The organism is Streptomyces qinglanensis (genome assembly GCF_900111245.1).
Classification (GTDB): domain Bacteria; phylum Actinomycetota; class Actinomycetes; order Streptomycetales; family Streptomycetaceae; genus Streptomyces; species Streptomyces qinglanensis.
In genome coordinates, this window is the sequence record NZ_FOGO01000002.1 from 114,401 (window position 1) to 132,720 (window position 18,320).

The 18,320-nt window shown below is 70.6% G+C and carries 13 protein-coding genes and 3 tRNA genes; 7 read left to right on the plus strand and 9 right to left on the minus strand.

The window, feature by feature from the left end; all coding sequences use genetic code 11:
- Positions 1-781: 781 nt before the first annotated feature.
- Positions 782-1,420: a hypothetical protein gene (locus tag BMX65_RS04770; protein ID WP_074998893.1), complete on the minus strand. Its 639-nt coding sequence runs from the start codon at positions 1,418-1,420 to the stop codon at positions 782-784.
- A 184-nt stretch (positions 1,421-1,604) separates the two neighbouring features.
- On the minus strand, positions 1,605-2,111 hold the full coding sequence (locus BMX65_RS04775) for a metallopeptidase family protein (protein ID WP_074998894.1): 507 nt from the start codon (positions 2,109-2,111) through the stop codon (positions 1,605-1,607).
- Positions 2,112-2,442: 331 nt separating this feature from the next.
- Here BMX65_RS04775 and BMX65_RS04780 point away from each other — a divergent pair, with 331 nt between their 5' ends.
- The 7 genes from BMX65_RS04780 (at position 2,443) to BMX65_RS04810 (ending at position 9,225) form a co-directional block, all read left to right on the plus strand.
- On the plus strand, positions 2,443-4,017 hold the full coding sequence (locus BMX65_RS04780; RefSeq protein WP_074998895.1) for a metallophosphoesterase family protein: 1,575 nt from the start codon (positions 2,443-2,445) through the stop codon (positions 4,015-4,017).
- 220 nt (positions 4,018-4,237) lie between these two features.
- Positions 4,238-4,310: transfer RNA gene (locus BMX65_RS04785), tRNA-Glu, on the plus strand.
- Between the two features lie 337 nt (positions 4,311-4,647).
- Positions 4,648-5,532 carry a hypothetical protein gene (locus tag BMX65_RS04790; protein ID WP_239502146.1) on the plus strand — a complete coding sequence of 295 codons (885 nt, stop codon included), beginning with the start codon at positions 4,648-4,650 and terminating at the stop codon, positions 5,530-5,532.
- The gene (locus tag BMX65_RS04795) at positions 5,529-7,634 is read left to right on the plus strand and encodes a DNA methyltransferase (protein WP_074998897.1); all 2,106 of its coding nucleotides are present in this window, start codon (positions 5,529-5,531) and stop codon (positions 7,632-7,634) included. The genes BMX65_RS04790 and BMX65_RS04795 overlap by 4 nt, the downstream gene beginning before the upstream one ends.
- Positions 7,635-8,320: 686 nt before the next feature.
- Positions 8,321-8,935, plus strand: a complete 615-nt coding sequence (locus tag BMX65_RS04800; RefSeq protein WP_074998898.1) for a DUF2867 domain-containing protein — start codon at positions 8,321-8,323, stop codon at positions 8,933-8,935.
- Between the two features lie 134 nt (positions 8,936-9,069).
- Positions 9,070-9,144 (plus strand) — tRNA-Asp (locus tag BMX65_RS04805).
- 4 nt (positions 9,145-9,148) lie between these two features.
- Positions 9,149-9,225: transfer RNA gene (locus BMX65_RS04810), tRNA-Phe, on the plus strand.
- A gap of 539 nt (positions 9,226-9,764) precedes the next feature.
- Here BMX65_RS04810 and BMX65_RS04815 read toward each other — a convergent pair.
- The 7 genes from BMX65_RS04815 to BMX65_RS31890 all read right to left on the minus strand — a co-directional run bounded on the left by BMX65_RS04815 (position 9,765) and on the right by BMX65_RS31890 (position 18,268).
- Complete coding sequence (locus tag BMX65_RS04815) at positions 9,765-10,859, minus strand: hypothetical protein (RefSeq protein WP_079171698.1); 1,095 nt, start codon at positions 10,857-10,859, stop codon at positions 9,765-9,767.
- Positions 10,860-11,431: 572 nt separating this feature from the next.
- Complete coding sequence (locus BMX65_RS04820) at positions 11,432-12,883, minus strand: amidase (protein ID WP_074998899.1); 1,452 nt, start codon at positions 12,881-12,883, stop codon at positions 11,432-11,434.
- Between the two features lie 268 nt (positions 12,884-13,151).
- Positions 13,152-13,922, minus strand: a complete 771-nt coding sequence (locus BMX65_RS04825; protein ID WP_074998900.1) for an MBL fold metallo-hydrolase — start codon at positions 13,920-13,922, stop codon at positions 13,152-13,154.
- Positions 13,923-14,007: 85 nt separating this feature from the next.
- The gene (locus tag BMX65_RS04830; RefSeq protein WP_074999251.1) at positions 14,008-15,024 is read right to left on the minus strand and encodes a hypothetical protein; all 1,017 of its coding nucleotides are present in this window, start codon (positions 15,022-15,024) and stop codon (positions 14,008-14,010) included.
- A gap of 547 nt (positions 15,025-15,571) precedes the next feature.
- Complete coding sequence (locus BMX65_RS04835) at positions 15,572-16,564, minus strand: cytochrome c biogenesis CcdA family protein (RefSeq protein WP_074998901.1); 993 nt, start codon at positions 16,562-16,564, stop codon at positions 15,572-15,574.
- Between the two features lie 7 nt (positions 16,565-16,571).
- On the minus strand, positions 16,572-17,660 hold the full coding sequence (locus BMX65_RS04840) for a DsbA family protein (RefSeq protein WP_239502145.1): 1,089 nt from the start codon (positions 17,658-17,660) through the stop codon (positions 16,572-16,574).
- A gap of 110 nt (positions 17,661-17,770) precedes the next feature.
- Positions 17,771-18,268, minus strand: a complete 498-nt coding sequence (locus tag BMX65_RS31890; RefSeq protein ID WP_143081806.1) for a hypothetical protein — start codon at positions 18,266-18,268, stop codon at positions 17,771-17,773.
- Positions 18,269-18,320 lie beyond the last annotated feature (52 nt).

Consider the following 18,320-nt stretch of genomic DNA (forward strand, 5'->3'; position numbering starts at 1 on the left):
GCGACAACCTTCCGGAGTCATTCGGCACGCGCCCATAACTCCGTGAAATTCGCAAAGAACCGCCTCGATGCGGTCAGCCACGGCCGGAGAGAACGCGCCACACGGCGCGCTGTGCTGACGGCGCCGGGCAAATGGGATCAAACGATCTACCAGCATACGCGGCTCAGGGAGCAACGCGCAAACGGGCCCCGGCCACGATCCCCCGGTCGCCGCGCTCCCGCCTCCCCCGCGACTCCGGCCCGCCTGCGGGGCGCGGGATTCCGGTCCGGTTGGGGGCCCGGCTGGGGGCTGGGCTTCCGGTCCGGCTGGAGGCCGGGCTTACGGGCGGCTGCGGACCGCTGCTGGGCGAGTGTGGACCGTTTCCGGGGGCTTGCGGGGTGCCTCCCGAGAGGATGCAGGTGTCGAGCGGGTGCCGCGAGCACGCCGCATCCGCTCGGCACCGAGCCGGACGTGTGCCGGGCCGGGCGGCGGCTGGTGGCGTCCCCGGGGGCACTGGTGGCCCGCCCCTCGCCGTGCGCGAGGCCGCCCGCTCCTCGCCGTGCACGCTGCGAGCATTCCCGGGGGTGCGCGACCGCCGGGAGGGAGGACGGCCGAGGGACGACCGCCGGGAGGGGCGGCCTCATGCCGGCCCAGGTCCCCGGCCCCGCCCCGCGGTACGCGCCGCACCGCACCGCACCGCACCGCACCGCACCGCACCAGCAGAGGGCGCCGCTTCGCCGCCGAGGCCCGCCGTCCGACTGCGCGGGGCACGGGCCCGCCGGGCCGGGCGCGCCGCGCACGCTCAGGCCAGACTGGGCTGGACCCGGTGGGCGAAGGTGTCGGAGCCTCCGCCGGGTGAGGCCGTGGTCCGGGTCGGCGAGGGCTCCGGATCCGGCTTGGTCGGCGTCGGGCTGGGCGAATCGGTCGGCGTACCGGAACCGCCGTCGTGGCCGCCTCCGGCCCCGCCGGAACCGTCGTGGCCGCCGGTCGGGCCCGGCCCGGGGCGGGTCCCGCCGCTGCCCGACGACGAACCGGACGAGCCGGAACCCTTGGAGGACCCGGTGTCCTCGCCCGAGCCGTCCCCGTCCGCGCCGTCCCGGTCCTCGGAGCGCTTCTTGTCGTCCTGCTCGCCGCGCTTCGCGTGCTTGCCCTTCTTGTCCCGCTCGTGCTCCCGGGCCTTGCGCCCGTCGGCGCCGCCGTGCGCCCCGCCGCGGGTGTGGCCCCTCCGGTAGGCGGTACCGTCCAGCCCGCCCTCCGGCTCGGTCGCCCCGCTGTCGTCGTCGGCCCTGCTGCCCACGGGCACGGTGCCCTCACCCGCGTCGTCGGCGCCCTGCACCGTCATACAGCCGGTGAGAGTGGAAACCGCCGCGAGTATCAGGGCACCCGCGGCCGTCCGTGCGACGACGGTGGGGCTGGGCACGGCGGTACGGGCTCGGCGCACGGCGGGACCTCCTGCGCGGGACTACAGGCGAGTGCCGTGCCCAACTCCCCATCACCCCAACAGGTCACGCCGCGCGACGCCCGCGGCGCTCGGCACGGCGCACGCGCGGCCGCCGAGCGCCGCCCCCGGGCCGCACCCTCCGTCCGTCGAAACCGGCCAGAGCGTCACGAAGGGGGGCGTGCCGTCAGCCATAGCCGAGTGCGTGCAGGCGTTCGTCGTCGATACCGAAATGGTGCGCGATCTCGTGGACGACGGTGATCTCGACCTCCTCCACGACTCCCTCCCGGCCGTTCCGGCCTTCCCGGCCGTTTCCGCCCTCCCGGCCCTCCCGGCCGCCCTCGGCGCCCTGGCCGCCTCCGGCACCCTCGGCATCCCCGGCACCCTCGGCATCCCCGGCGCCCCCGGCACCCCGGCCGCTGCCGGTGGCGGCGCCGCTGCCGGTGGCGGATTCCCGCTCGACCATGCGCAGGGTCGGCCCCCGGTAGACCGTGATGCGGTCGGGCAGGACGCCCGCGTACCACTCACCGCGTTCGGTCAGGGGCGTCCCCTCGTAGAGCCCGAGCAGCTCGGGCTCGTCCGCCGGGGGCTCGTCCTCGACGAACACCGCGACGTTGTCCATGAGCCTGGTCAGTTCCGGCGGTATCCGGTCGAGGGCTTCTGCCACCAGCTCCTCGAACTCCTCACGCGTCATCTCCAGCACGTGACCATTGTCGACCCGTGCCCTGGCCGGGGCAGCAGCACGCGCACCGGATTCCTGCGCAGCCCGGTCCCGCAGCCCGGCGGCCGGGCGGCTGGGGACCCGGGCAGCCGGGCGCCGGAGAGCCGTCTGGCTCCGGAAAGCCGTCGGGCTCCGGAAGAGCGGTCCAGCTCCGGAGCTCCAGCTCCGGAGCGGGCGAACGGTGCCGGAGGCGGGGCGCGAGCCGCCGCACGCACCCCCGGGCCGTCGAACGCCCGGCACACTCCCGGCACACTCCCGGCACGCTCCCGGCATAGGACGCCCCACAAGGGGCATACGCGCCCACATGGCCAGCGTTGTCACCAAACCGTCGCGGATCGCGGGGGGCTGGTTCAAGCAGGTCGCCGACCGGCTCGCCCACCGGTTCGCCGCCACCACCCGGCGCCCCCACCGGCGCGCCGCGGGGCTGGTGCTCGTGACGCTGCTGGGGGCCTGGCTGGGGCTGCTCGCCGTGGGCAGCGTGCGGGAACCGGTGGGGCCCGTCGACACGACGATGACGCTGCGCCCCTCCTTCAGCGGCGGCACCAAGATCAACGTCGCGCCGCTCGGAGCGCTCACGCTGGACAGCCACACGGCACCGCTGCGGCTGGATGTCGACGTCGACGAGCTCGACCAGGAGCGCGCCTCGGCCTTGGTGGACCACCCGGAGCGGATCGAGGGCCTGCAGGACGAGATCTCGGGCGACGTGCGCTCCGGCGCGCTCGACCTCGGCGTACGCTCCGCGGTCGCGGTGCTGACCGGCTCCTGCGCGCTGGCCCTCGCCGTCTACCGGCGGCCCCGCCGGGCCCTCGCGGCAGGCGGGCTGTCCCTCGCCCTCCTGATGGCCTGCGGCGCGACCGCGGCGCTCACCTGGAACCCGAAATCGGTGCTGGAACCGAAGTTCTCCGGGCTGCTGGCGAGCGCCCCCTCGGTGGTGGGCAACGCCCGCAGCATCGCCACCGAGTTCGACGTCTACCAGCAGGAGCTGGCACGCCTGGTCACCAATGTCACCAAGCTCTACGACGCGGCCTCCACGCTCCCGGCCTACCAGCCGGACCCGTCGACCACCCGGGTGCTGCACGTCTCGGACATCCACCTCAACCCCGCCGCCTGGCATATCGTCCGGTCACTGGTCGAGCAGTACAAGATCGACGTGATCATCGACACCGGCGACACCATGGACCACGGCACGGCCCCCGAGAACGGCTTCCTGGAACCCATACCGGACCTCGGTGCCCCGTACGTGTGGGTCCGCGGCAACCACGATTCGAAGACCACCCAGAAGGCCATGGAGGAACTGGCCGGCGCGTCCCCCTCGAAGGTGCACGTGCTGGACGGGGGCGAACCGGTCGACGTCGCCGGGCTGCGGATAGCGGGCTGGGGCGACCCGCAGTTCACCCCGGACCGCTCGGTCGCCGCCGAGGGCGACCCGGCGGAGCGGGCGGAGGGCCGCAGGCTCGCCGGCGCGCTGCGCTCCCAGCGGGCCGCCGGCTCCCCGGTGGACATAGCCGTGGGCCACAACCCGGTGCTGGCCGAGCAGACCGACGGCCTCGTCCCGCTCGCCCTCGCCGGGCACACCCACAACCGCAGCACGCGGGTGCTGCCGCACGACACCCGGCTGATGATCGAGGGCTCCACGGGAGGCAGCGGACTGCGCGCGGTCGAGGGCGAGACGCCGGACAAGGTGCAGGCGTCGGTGCTCTACCTGGACCGGGACAGCAAGCGGCTCCAGGCGTGGGACGAGATCGACCTGGGCGGTCTGGGACTGTCCAAGGCGGAGGTGTCCCGCCACCTGCCGGAGGAGATCGAACCGGGCTCCTCGCCGTCCCCGTCGCCCTCCGTGCCGAGCCCGACCGGCACGAGCCCGGCAACGGGCCGCTGACCAGGCAGGACGACTGGACGGACGACCAGTCCGTCGGCCGAGCAGACGACCGGACCGCCGACCGTGCTGCCGACCGCCCTGCCGGCCGTGCCGCCGGGAACGGGGAACCGCCCCGCACACCGCCGTCCGGACCCGACATATGTTTTGGCGAACGGTCCGTGCATCCCATATGCTGCCCGAGCCTGCTGAAGCGCTGTTCAGGCGCACAGTCGGCGGTTTCGCCCTCATCGTCTAGTGGCCCAGGACGCCGCCCTTTCAAGGCGGTAGCACGGGTTCGAATCCCGTTGGGGGCACCTCTCTCAGCCCCTCTGAGCTGCGAAAACGCGGCCGGAGGGGCTTTTTCTCGTGTTGACGTGTCAACACCGCGGGGTTGACACCAAGCCTCTCCGCCCCAGGATTCCGGGGCCGGAGAGCACTCCCGCTCCCGCGGCGACCCCGTTGCTGGAGTGTGTGCAGCAGGTCGTCGCAGAGTTCCTCAGGTCCGGGTGTTACTCACGGGTCGCCGCAATTGTCCACGCACGAAGCGGCACAAGGTGGACCGTCTCCCTGAACGGTCCCGGGGCGCGGCCGGGAAGGGCGACCGGAGGCCATGCAGATTGAACCGAAGCAGGTGCACTCGGCGAGCACGGCGTGACCGACGCTGCCAGCACCGGCTATCAGGCGATGTCACCGCTCGCCGATACGATGCCCGGAAGGCGCGTCCCACGCCGGGTGACGCAGTCAGATGAACCGAGCAAACACAGGGGGCAGCGAGTGGGCGCGGTCGAGCAGGTATTTCTGGAGTGTGAGCGCGCTCGTGCGGACGGCGATCTGATCCAGCGGGTGTCGGCGAGCGACAAGGAATACCACTTCCAGAACTGGGTCGGGGAGCGCATTGAAGCGTGCGGCCTCGCCTACGACGAACCGGGGAGAAACACCTATCCGGACTTCCGGCTCGTCAACCACCCGGAAGGCTACGAGGTCAAGGGCTTGGAGTTCCCCGGCCGAGAAGCTGACTACGACTCCAACTCCCAGGTTCCTACGGGGAACCACAACGGCCGCGAAGTCTTCTACGTCTTCGGACGCTACCCCAAGGCCGAACGCGGCGTCGACGAGTATCCAGTCGTCGATCTCGTGGTCTGCCACGGCAGCTTCCTGAACGCCGACACCGACTATGTCCACAAGAACAAGTCATTCCGCGGCTTCGGCTCCTACGGCGACATATTGATCCGTGACCGGAAAATGTACGTCGTGCCGACGCCATTCGCGCTGGCCGCGGGAACGGCCGGCCTGGCCACACTCATCGCACCCGCCGACTACCAGGTGCAGTCGAGCGAGCTCGTCCAGGTGGGCGAGCTGAATCGCGTCGAGATCGATGAGGTACTCGTGTCTTACGAGTTCAACATGCAGACCAACGAGATGGTCACGCACAAGGAGCCGAACCCGAACGCAGGTATCGTGCACCAGTTCCGCGCCTACCGATCGCGTGGAGCGGGTGACACGAAGACGGTCGCGCTGAAGGAGCCTCGTTCGTGACGCCCGTGGTACCTGCACGGACGGGCCTGGAGTCGGCCTTCCCGGCCGCGATGCTCAGTGCCGTCGGCACGAAGGAGTCCTGGCGCAAGGAAGTCCACCGCCCTGCGACCAGCACACACAAGTGGTGGGCCAAGCGCCTCGGCACTGTCTTCCGCGGGATTCTTGCCTCGGCTACGACGCCCGAGGACGCCGATGGCGCCGCGGCATACGCGTCCCCACTGGATCTGAAGGGTGCCGTCGTTCTCGATCCCTTCGCCGGCTCTGGTGTCACCGGTGTCGAAGCGCTCAAGCTTGGAGCCCGACCCGTCTGCTTCGACATCAACCCCGTGGCAACCCTGGTCCAGCGCCAGGCAATGCAGCCCTGGAACATGGAGGACTTGACGGCTGCCTACAAAACCGTCGAGGCTGCCTGCCGCAACGAGATCGACCACCTCCACCGGACCGAAGACGGCCGGAGCGTCCTCTACTACTTCTGGGTCGCGACCGTTCAGTGCCCCGAATGCTCCGACAGGGTCCGACTGTTCGACTCCCCCGTGTTCTCCAAAAACGCTTACCCCAAGCGAGTGCCGAAAGCGCAGATCGTCTGCCCTGAGTGCCTGGCCGTCAAACAGAGCCGGTACGACTTCCGCACCGAAACGTGCCCCAACGGCCACGAGATCAGCCAACGTGGAGCAGTCCGTGGACAGATGACCACCTGTCGGCAGGGGCACACTTTCAAAATTCTCACCGCCCTCGGCGGCAACAGGCCCATGTTCGAGATGTACGCCAAGATGGTCGCCGGCCCGGACGGCTCGAAGGTCTACGAGGGCATCACCGACTGGGATCGCGACCTGTACGAAAAGTGCGTCGAGCGGCTCGCCGGCCTGCCCGACTCCATGGTCCTGCCGCAGGGCGAACTGGCCCGAGGCAACAACACCGACCAAGCGCTGAAGTGGAACTTCCGCGAATGGCGCGACTTTTTCAACGCCCGTCAACTGGTCTCGCTCTCGCTGATCGCGACCGCGATCCGAGACTTGCCCGCACCCTCCGCGGAACGCGAAGCCCTGGCGACACTCTTCTCGGGCACCCTTGAGTTCAACAACCTCTTCACGTCCTTCAAGGGCGAGGGGACCGGCGCCGTCCGGCACATGTTCAGCCACCACGTCCTCAAGCCGGAGCGCACGCCCCTCGAGGCGCACCCGTGGGGGACACCGCAGTCGTCGGGTTCCTTTTCGACTCTCTACAAGAGTCGGCTGCAGCGCGCGCATGCGTACAAGGTGAAGCCCGCCGATCTCGTCGACGAAGGCACAGGGGTCGAACGTGTCACCGGGCTCGCGAAGCCCCTGGTTGCGACCGTTGTCGACTCATGGAGATCGTTCCAGGCTGCCCAGGGTCAAACCGCCTACGTCGCCACGCGAAACTCGGCGGAGACCGATCTCCCCGACGGGTCCATCGATCTAGTCGTCACAGACCCGCCCTACATGGACAACGTGCACTACGCGGAGCTCGCTGACTTCTTCCACGCCTGGCTACACGGAATGCGGCCGTACAACGCGTATGCCGCGCTGGCGACAACACGGCGAACCGGCGAAGTTCAGCACGCCGATCCGGTGGAGTTCGGCAAGGCCCTCGAAGCTGTGTGGAGGGAGTGCGCTCGGGTCCTGAAGCCGGGTGGTCTCCTCGCCTTCACGTTCCACCAAGCCCGCATCAGCGGATGGGTGCAGGTAGTCGAGTCACTTCGCCGCGCCGGCTTCGTGATCACTGCTGTCCAACCGGTCAAGGGGGAGATGTCGACGAGTGTCGTCAAGGCTGGCGCTCAAGAGCCGTCGAACCTGGACAGCGTGGTTGTCTGTCGTCGAGCAGCCGACGGCGCGACCAACCCGAACGGCTCTCCCGAAGAGGCTCAGGCGACCGCGCAGAAGGAGCTGAGCGCGCTGTTGGAGGCCGGTGTGGATGTTGGGGCGGGAGACGTACGGTCCGTCGTTCGCGGCTCCCTGTTGGCATACCTGTCGTCAGCGGGCACCGGCTTGAACGATGCGGTCGCCGCTCAGGTGGACGCACTGGCTTCCGAGGCAATCGACGCGTTGATCGCCCCGAAAAAATCTGCTGCGATCCTCGTCTGACACGAGCAAGAACACCGGGAAGCCAGTCGTGCTGTCCGGGGGCGTGAGCGACAGGCGACGCGCCGTGACTGGTGCGTGAAAGCGGCGCCGACCGGCCGGTTCCGCCCCTCCTCGACCCCCTCGCCATTTACCCCGCCGCCTCCTGCGCCTCATCCGTGCACATGCCACCCCGACCACCCTGATCCGCGACGTTCACCGCCACTCCCGTCGCCGTCTCCTGCCCCGGGATCACGATCGCGGGTTCGAATCCCGTTGGGGGCACCTCTCTCAGCCCCTCTGAACTGCGAAAACGCGGCCGGAGGGGCTTTTTCTCGTGACCGGAGTCCGACTCCCGGCGAAGGTTGTGGCGATGCCTGTCGGGACAGACGAGTTCTCTGCAAACCGCTCAGCCGCGGACTCTCGTCCTTGTGGCACCGGCCGACGGCTCGGCCACCTCCACCCCGCCCATCTGTACGCCATCGTGTGCGTCGCCCCTCCTTGGGCGCACCCCCGTAGCGGCCGTGCCACCCGCGCGAACAGCAGGCAGCAGGGCTTGCCTGATGCGCGCCGTACACCTCGCCGGGCCGGGCCTCCCCGACCGTTCGGGAAGAGCACTCAGGGTCCTCTATACGGTGCCGTATAACTGGGTCTAACCTGGCTTCTATACGGGGCCGTACAGGACGGCGCCCGTACGGAGAGGGCCGACCATGAGACTTCCCCGCACCGCGCACACCTCCCGCCCCTGGCGGATCCACCAGCTCGCTCCCGACTTCCGCGTCGAGGACGTCTGGCGGATGCCGACCCCCGGCGGCCCCGACGACCTCGTCCACCTCGTCGACCAGATGGCGAACGGCTCCGACGCACACCACTCCGGCACGCTCTCGCGCCTGCTCTTCGCGATCCGCTGGCGGCTCGGCAGGCTTCTCGGCTGGGACAAGGCCGACGCCGGAGTGGGCACCCGCGTGCCCACCCTGCGGGACCGGCTCCCCGCCGACCTGCGGAACGAGCCCCCGGGCCCCGACGTCAAGGGCGTACCGGTGCCGTTCACGTCCGTCTACCGCACCCACGACGAGTGGGCCGCCGAGATGGCCAACCTCACCGTGCACGCCGTGATGCACATCGGCTGGGTCGCGGACCCGAAGGCTCCCGGCGGATACCGCGGCCAGATGGCGGTCCTCGTGAAACCGAACGGGTTCGCCGGCTCGCTGTACATGGCAGCGATCAAGCCGTTCCGGTATCTGGGCGTGTACCAGCAGTTGCTGCTGGCCATCGGCCGTGAATGGCGGGCGGACGCCCCCGGACGGAGCACGGCACACCGCTGACGGTTCGGGACAGCCTCCGGGGTCTGTTACTCTTTTCCGGCGACGTCACCCCCGCTGGGGAGCGTTCCAAGCCCCGGAAACGCGGTTGGGAGCACACGTCACACTGTGCGAGAATGTAGCTCGCACAAACGCTTGGTCCTGTGGAGCAGTTTGGAGTGCTCGCCACCCTGTCAAGGTGGAGGCCGCGGGTTCAAATCCCGTCAGGACCGCTGCGGCTGGGTAGCTCAGTTGGTACGAGCGTCCGCCTGAAAAGCGGAAGGTCGCCGGTTCGACCCCGGCCCCAGCCACCACCGCAAAGTCGGGAAAACCCCCTGCCGGACCACTCCGGCAGGGGGTTTTCTCGTGACATGACCTCACCGGCTGACCTCAGTGCGGCCGACTGCTGCGGATCATGCGGTGGTGGACGCCGAGCCGGTACCCCAGTCAAAGAAGATCTTCGGGCGACAGCCCCCGGTCTTCCGGTTTCCCCTGCGGATCGGCCCCCACATCTCATGCCCGCATCTGGATTTCTGGGAGCCGGACTTCCAGCAAGACGGATTCCGCTGCATACTGCGCTGTCGTCATGATTTCCGCCGCGTTGTGCGCCCGGTCGGCAGGATCCCCGTTTCAAGGTGCCGCGGTCGGCCTCGGACCGGTCGGTCTCGGACCGGTTGGACTCGACGGCCGAGGGGGTGCGGGACGACCAGGGCACACTCAGGATGAATATCGGCGGGAAGCAGAAGTCGCACGCACCCAGGCCGCACGAGGGAATCGGCGACTTCAACACCGTCCAGTTTCAATTCGCTGATGCTGCCGACTCCTTGCCGTATTACTGCCCGACGAGGCGGGGTCAGGCTCCGAGCTTTTCCCCCTCCTCGTGCGGGCGGTGGGTCCTGGGTTTGCCGCCCGTGCTGAGGACCGACTGCGCCTGGTTGTCGACGAGGTGCGTGAACAACTGCTGCGCATATCCGAAGACGATGGCCCAGGCGATGATCTGACCCGGCGAGTCCAGGTCGGTCAGACCGGGAATGAACGCACCTCGCATCAGAAGAATCCCCAGGACTGCCGTCAGCGCTCCGGTGGGCAGTTTGAGAAGTGCCAGGGTGAGTGGGACTCCGAACGGCGTAGTGGTGCCTCTCATGCGTCGCAGCGTCACGGTTGCTGCGATGCAGGCCGCTACGAGGCCCACCATCTCGACGGCGAGGTAGTCCGCCGGGCGGGCCGTTTCCGTCACGATCTTCCTGGTCTCCCCGACATGGGCGGGATCCTTCGGGAGGCGTGCCATATCGAGTGGGCACACTGCCAGGCGGCCCACGCCGGATTGTTCCGGCGTGAAGCACAGTGGCAGCGCGCCGCGGCTGATTCCCCCCAGGACGGCCACGGCGATCGCGATGGCGGTCAGCCCGAGCATGACCCACCAGACGATGTAGACGAAACTGCGGATCCGCATCTTTTCGTGGATGTTGACCTGTCGGGCCGCGCCCATGGCGTCGAGAAGAGCTTCACGGGCCTCCTCGTCCAGCCTGTCGCCCTCCGACACCCTCTGGGCGATCTTCTCCACTCTGGTGCGCCGCGGATCGTCGGGGCGGAGGTTCTCGCGCACGAAGGCGAGTGCCCCCGGAAGCATCGGGACTACATCATGCAGTTCTGACAGTCGCAGCAGGATATTGTGTGCGGCGTCGAGGTGGATCTGCCCCACGATGACATGGGATGCGTTCTTGTATCTGCCCGAGTGGCGTTCTGAAATCCTTTCCTCGGCCAGGCGCAGTTCATCCCGGGCATCTGCGAGGAGTTTGCCCTTCTTGCTTTCCGGGTCTGCTGCCTCTGCGTCGGCTGCCTCCCTGTCATCCAGAATCGCGCGCAACTCACTGACGCGCGCCCGAATGCCCTCCCGAAGCTCCCATGAACCCGCTTCGGCCCTGCGGCAACTCAACCAGTCCTTCATGGCGCGATTGTGTCGCCCGGGTTCTCCCACCCGTGCACCGACACGCTCGTGGCCAGGTGGGCGACGGCATCCGCCCTTTCTCGCTTCTGGACGACGGGTTTCACCCTCTCCTGGCATGCATACGTCCGCAATGCCACCGTAGAATTCGGAACACGATCGTGGTGGTGCGAAATCGCTCGGCGCGCTGGAGTTCCACACGCGGGCCCGGGCCGCCGCCGTGATCGCGGACTTCGACGCCGGCAGACGGTGACGGTGGAGGTCATCGGGCATCCGAGGGAGCCGGTCTGCGGGGGTGAGGCTGCGCAGCAGGAGCCTGAGAAGCGGACGATCGCCGGTTCGTCCCCCCGGCCCCAGCCATCACCGCCCTGAACTGGGACATACAGCCCTGTCGAGGGCATACGGCCCCGTCGAGGATCTTCGGCGGGGCCGTATTCGGCTTTCTCACGCCACCGGATACGCCACCCGATACGGAGGCCGATACGTCGGCCGATACGTCGGCCGATACGTCGGCCGATACGCCCACAGCGTCAGGCCGGCGCCTGCCCGGGCCCTCCGGTACCGGCCGGGAACTCCTACTTCGGTGCCTGGAAGCCGCCGGTCTTCGGCTCGAGCAGTTCGGCCAGGCGCAGCGGGGTGCGGTCCTCGAACATCGGGCCGACGAGTTGCACCCCCACGGGCAGCCCCTCGGGGGACCGGCCCACGGGTACGGCGGTGGCGGGCAGGCCGGGCATGGTGGGAAGACCGGCCCAGACCAACTGGTCGAAGTACGGGTACTCGGCGCCGTCGATGTCGATCCGGCGTTCCCTCGGATCGGGGTTGTGGTCGTGCGGGAACGCGGGAGTCGGCGTGATGGGACACACCACGGCGTCGAACTCGGCGAAGAACCGGCGCCAGCCGCGGCGGTGCAGCTCGCGGCGGTTGTTCGCCTCGAGCCAGTCACGGTGGCTGGACACCATGCCGCGCAGCAGCGCGGCATCGAGACTCTGGTCGTCCGCGTTCAGTGCGGCGGCGCGCGTCCGCAACTGCTCGTACTCTTCGACGGGGAAATGTGCAGCGGAGCCCGAGAACAGCAACTGCCTGTAGAGCATCGCGGCTTCGGTCAGGTCGGGCAGCAGCGGACTGTGCCGTTCGACGCGGGCGCCGCCGTCGGCAAGCGCGTCGGCCACCCGGTTCACGCCCGCCCGCACAGCGGACCCGGTCGGAATGAACGGATGCTCGTCGAGGACCAGGACCCGGAAGTCGCGGAGGTGTTCGTGGCGTGCGGGCGGCAGCGTCAGGTGGTACGCCGCACCGGACGTCAGCGGGTCCGGCCCGGCCATGACGTCGAGCAGGAGCGTGAGGTCGCGAGCAGCGCGCGCCATCGGGCCGACGACGGCGAGGTCGAACTCGACCGGCAGGGCCGGACCGGGCGGCGGGACCATGCCGCGGGTCGCCGCCAGCCCGAGTGTCGGCTTGTGCGCGTAGATGCCGCAGAAGTGCGCGGGGGTGCGCAGCGAACCGGCGAGGTCGGAGCCGATGGACAGCGCGCCGAATCCGGAGGCCAGGGCCGCCGCCGAGCCGCCGGAGGACCCGCCCGACGTACGACGGTGGTCCCACGGGTTGTTGGTGGTGCCGTAGATCTCGTTGAAGCTCTGTATGTCCTGCAGCCCCAAGGGCACGTTGGTCTTGCCGAGCACCACCGCGCCTGCGGCCTTGAGCCGCGCCACCTGCACGGCGTCCTCGGACGGCACATGGTCCCGGTGTTGCGGCATACCCCAGGTCGTGGGCAGCCCGGCGATGTCGTAGGACTCCTTGACCGTCACCGGAATGCCCAGCAGCGGCCGGTCCGCACCGCGGGCGCGGGCCTGGTCGGCACCGCGCGCGGCGGCCCGTGCACGCGCGAAGTCCGGCACACAGATCGCGTTGATCGCATCGTCGTCCCGTTCGACACGGGCGATCGCTTCGTCGGTCAGCTCCGCCGAGGTCACTTCACCGGCACGCAAGGCAGCCGAGAGTTGTCCGGCTGTCCGAAAATTCCACTCCATGAGCGGGACCGTACGAGTCTGTGGACAAGGGCACGAAATGCCGCTTCGCACAACGGGGACGGACGAGTTCCTCGTGCTGTGCGGCGAGCCCGACCGCGGAAGTCGGCGGGAGGTCGCCGATTCGTCCCCGGCCTCCCCGGCCTCCCCGGCTGCCCCCGCGCTGACCAGGGAATCAGCTGAACAGGGAATCAGGAGCACACGGCCCCCGCCGACAGTCCGCGGCGGGGCTGTGCGCGTATCGGCCCGTCCGGTGATCCGCGTACAGGGACTAGCCGACCGGGAAAGTGGCGCCGGGTGCGGCATGGTCGACCGGGCCGGCGAACCGGGCCGAGGCGCGGGTCACCGCCTCCTGCGGGGTGAGGGACCGGCCGACATGGGTGACGATCAGCCGCGCTGCCCGGGCCGCGGTGGCCGCGTCACCGGCGTCTTCGGGCGTGTGGTGCACCTGCGGGCCCTCGGTCGGCGCCTGGGTGCTGTCGGCCTCGCACAGCAGCACGTCGCATCCCGCGGCCAGTTCCGCGAGGTTCGCGCAGGGCGCGGTGTCCCCGGAGTAGACCAGCGTCCGGCCCTCGGCCTCGATGCGCACGGCGAAAGCCGGGATCCCGTGCTCCACAGTACGGCTGGTCATGGTGAGGGCGCCGACCCGCGCCCGGTGCCCGTCATCCAGCTCGTGGACGGCGAAGGCGGACTCGACCGGGCTGCGGTTCGCGCTGTTGGTGAGGAAGTGGGCCAGCCGGTCGGCGATCCCTGGCGGCCCGTACAGGGGGATGGGAACGGCAAGCCGGACATCCGCGAACAGCGCCGCGTAATAGGCGGTGAGCAGGTCCGCGCTGTGATCCGCATGCAGGTGCGAGATCCAGATCGCGTCCACCTCGTCGAGCCGGACGTGACGCTGCAGCTGTGCCAGCGTCCCGCTGCCCGCATCCATCCAGACGCGCGTGCCGCCGCCGGACACCAGGTAGCCGGAGCACGCGTTGTCGACGCTCGCGTAGGGCGTGGCGGATCCCAGGACGGTGAGGCGGAGGACATCGTTCGTCACCGCAGGAGTCTATAGAACACCTGATCCATGAGTATCGGCATTTCGGCCGGTGCCGGGGACCGGCGGATCCGGGGTCAGGACGGGGTCAGGACGGGGTTGCGGCGTGGGCCGGGGCACGGTCCCGGCCGCCCGGGTGGCGGTGGCGCCAGAGCCAGAAGACGGTGCAGGAGACCAGCGCCCAGGTGGCGAGGACCAGATAGGGCTGGACGAGCTGGTGGCCGGCGAAGTAGACGGCGGTGTGCTGGGCGTTCACCGAGGCACCGGGCGGCAGCCAGCGACCGATCTCGCCGAGTGCGGAGGGCAGCAGCGGCCAGGAGACCGCACCGCCGGACGAGGGGTTGCCCAGCAGCACCATCACGCCCCAGGTCGGCAGCATCGCCCAGCGGCCGATCAGGGCGTTGAACATGGTGAAGACCATCCCGCTGGTGAACATCGTCAGCGCCAGGATCAGCCAGGAGTGGACGAACGGGAGGTCCAGCGCACCGAGTCCCCAGTCGACCACGGCGGCGATGACGAATCCGCCGAGGAGGGCGTAGGCGGCGGTGTAGGCGATGCGCTCGAGCGGGTCGAGGGCGCGGGCGTGGACGCTGAGCTGGATGGCGCCGACGAAGCCGATGACGACGGCGGCGAGCGAGATGTAGAAGATCGCCAGACCGCGCGGGTCGCCTGCGTTCAGCGGTTTGAGGTCGCGCACCTGTACGGGGACGCCGAGCGCTCTGCCGACCTTCGGTCCGGCCGTGCCGAGCAGTTCGGCCACCGAGGCGCCGGACGCGCTCGACACGTCCAGCTCGACGCCCTTCGGCTGCTCCACTCGCATGATCGCGAAGACCTGCTGGGCCTCGACCGCGTGCTCCGCAGCCGCCTGGTTGCCGTAGTGGCGCAGCTCCAGCGAGGAACCCAGCGCCTTCTCCATGCCCTGGACGAACGAGGCGCGGTCCCGGTGGCCCTCCGGCTCGCCCACGACCGCGACGGGTACGTGGTGCGGGGTGGGGTTGGCCATCGCGTACGTGTACGACCCGGCGAAGAGACCGGCGGCCGCGGCGACGATCAGCACCAGCACGGTGGCGGGGAGGAAGGGCGAGTCCTTGAAGTCCCGCCACATCCGGGCGGAGGCGCGCCGCGTGCCGCCGTGCCTGCCCTGCCGACCACGACCGTGCTGGTGCTGATCGTCGTCGCTCCGGCCTTCCTCCCGGTGCTGCGGGTCCTGCTGGTGCTGCCGGTGCTGCCCGCTCTGCCCGTTCCCCTCGCCGTCCCGGTGCGGCCCGCTCTGCCCGTTCCCCTCGCCGTCCCGGTGCTGCCCGCTCTGCCCGTTCCCCTCGCCGTCCCGGTGCTGCCCGCTCTGCCCGTTCCCCTCGCCGTCCCGGTCCTGACCGTTCTCCCCGGCTCCCTGGCCGTCCCGGTCCTGACCGCCGCGCTCGCTCTCTCGGCGCTGCTTGCCGCCGCCCTGCTCGCCGAAGGGGTGGCGGGGCCGGTCGGGGCTGGGGTCCGCGCGGTGCTCGGACCGCTCGGGTTCCTCGCTCATGTCTGCACACTATGCGGACACAAGGGGCATTCCACCGCTTCCACCTCGCGGCGACCCCGACCGTGCGGCTCCGCCCGGTTCCTCTGGCGCCGGGCGGAGCCGGTCCCCGCCGATGTCCGCCGATCCGCTATGCGCCCGCAGGCGGCCGGGGGTCCGCGCGTGCCGCCGCTGTGTCCGGGTCGGACCGTCCGTCCGAGGCGGACCGTCCGTCCGAGGCGGACCGGGTGGCGGGGGCGGACCGGGGCTCGGCGTCGGCTCGGGCGTCCGGTTCCGGCCGGGCACCGGCGCGGGCGCGGCGGCGTGCGTGTGCCGTACGTACGCCGCGTGCGGCACCCACCGCGCCCAGCACCAGCAGCAGCGCGCCCACCAGCACGCTGTCGGGCACGGCGTCGCCCACCCGGCGGGCCCAGTTCTCCGCGGCGAAGGCGCCGTCCACGTCCGAGAGGCCGGGCAGGCCCGACGCACCGTCGAAGGCGAGGAAGAGGACTCCGAGGAGAACGAAGAAGAACCCGGAGAGGAGCGAGGTGCTGTGCAGCCGGAAGCGCCCGCCGACGACCAGTTCCCTGCCGCGCAGCCACCGGCGCCGCCCCAGGTCGAACCGCTCCCACAGCAGCGCGAGCACGAACAGCGGTACGGCCATGCCCAGGGCGTACACGGCCAGCAGCACGCCTCCGTAGACGGGGTTGCCGTGCACGGCCGCCACCGTCAGGACGCTGCCGAGGATGGGGCCGGCGCAGAACCCGGCCAGGCCGTACACAGCCCCCAGCGCGTACACGGAGAGCGCTGTCGTGGGCCGGATGCGGCCCGACATCTCCTGCAACCGGCGCGGGGCGAAGCCGAGACCGATCACCTGGGCGACTCCGAGAGCGATGATCAGCCAGCCGCCCACCGAGACCAGCAGGTCCCGGTGGCCGTAGAAGAGCCGGCCGGCGAACGCGCCGGCCGCGCCCAGCGGGACCAGCGTCGTGGCCAGTCCGAGGTAGAAGATGCCGGTACGGGCCGTCAGCCGACCGGCCGAGTCGATCGAGTAGGCGAAGAACGCGGGCAGCAGCAACGCGCTGCACGGGCTGAGCAGGGCGAGGAGGCCGCCGAGGAAGGCGGCCAGGTATCCGACGTCCATCAGTTCATCAGTCCTGATCCCCGCGCGAGCCCGACTTCCCGTCGGACTTCCCGTCGGACGACTGGCCGGACGACTGGCCGGACGACTCACCGGACGCGTCATCCGGCCGCTTCCCGGACTTCTCCGCTGCCGCCGCCGCGCGTTCGATCGCGTCGGTGAACACCTCGTCCGGCTGCGCCCCCGCGATCGGCCGACCGTTGACGAGGAAGGCCGGGGTGGCCGCGGCGCCCAGTCCGTACGCCTCGGTGCGGTCCTTCTCCAGCAGCTTCCTGGCAGCCTCGCTCGCACGGTCGCGGTCGAAGCGGTCGAGGTCCGGCACACCTGCCTGCTCGGCGAGCTCTCGCAGGTGCCCGTCCTCGAAGGAGCTCTTCTCGTTGCCCTTGTCTGCGTAGACGGCGTCGTAGAACTGCCAGAACCGGCCCTGCCGGCCCGCCGCGTACCCGGCGAGTGCGGCGCGCTCGGAGCCCTCGCCGAAGACGGGGAAGTTGCGCCATTCGATGCGCAGCAGCCCCTTGTCCACGTACTTCCGGACCAGCTTCGGCTCGGTGTCCCGTGCGAACTTGCCGCAGAACGAGCAGCCGAAGTCGGCGTACTCGATCAGTACGACGGGGGCGTCCTCGGCGCCTCGCGCGAACGGGTCGTCCGCGGTGCGGCGGGCCAGCTTCAACAGCGCCGGGTCTCCGGCCGCGGTGTTGTCGGAGCGCTCCTCGGCGGTGGCGTTGCCGGAGTCGCCTCCCGCGCGCGGACCGGTGGAGTCCCCGCCCACGGCGTACTGCGACAGCCAGCCCGCCAGGAGCGCCGCGACGGCGACGAGTGCGCCGATGACGACGCCCTTGCGGGAGCGGGCCGGCGCCGGGGCCTTCGGAGCCGGCTTCGCCCCCGCCTTCGGCTTCGCCCCCGCCTTCGGCTTTGCCCCCGCCTTCGACTTCGCCCCCGATTTCGGCCTCGGCTCGGGCTTCGGGGACGGCTTCGGCTCGGACTTCGGGCCCGGCTTCGGATCCGGCTTCGGGGAGGCGGCGGCCTCGCCCTTCGGGGGCCCGGACGGCTCGGACGGCCCGGACGGCTCGGTGGGGCTGCTGGGGTCGGTCGGGGGCATGCGAACGTCTCCTGTCGCGAATGCGGAATGCGGTGGTCCGGAACTCGGCGCGGGAAACGTGCGCGTCCGCTCCGTGCGGACGCGCGGGGACACCGCGCCGAGGGGCGCGGCTACACGCGCAGGACGGAGAGTTCGACAGGGGTGGGGGGCGGTATCGGCGCGGGACCGCGCACGGGCGGTCTGGCGTGCGCCGCGCCGATCGCGCTGTGCGACTGCGGGATGAGGCAGACCGGGAGCGCCAGGGACAGGAGTTGCCGACTGCCGACAGGCGCCGCCGGAAGCGCACCGCCGCCGCCCTTCGAGCGGTGACAGTGGTGCGGATCCGCGTCGTCGGAGGCGGAGACCACGCGGTCGCCGGAGCCGGCGGACGGCGCCGCGGCGTACCGCACAGCCTCAGCCGCGTACGGCACTTCCGGGCCGGCGGTGTACGGGGCGGCCACCGCGGTCCGGGCCGCCTGGAGAGCTTGCCCGGTGCCGGATTCGGCCCCGGCGGGCTGCGCACCGCGCGCGCCCGCGAGCTGCACGGTCCCGCACAGTGCCAGCAGCAGCGTCACGAGGACGGCGGCGGCCCGCCCCGTGCCTCGTACCGTCCGTGCGCCACCGTGCATGCGGCCAGCCTAACGGGGCGCGGTCGCCCCGCCGGTCACCCCGGAGGGCGGC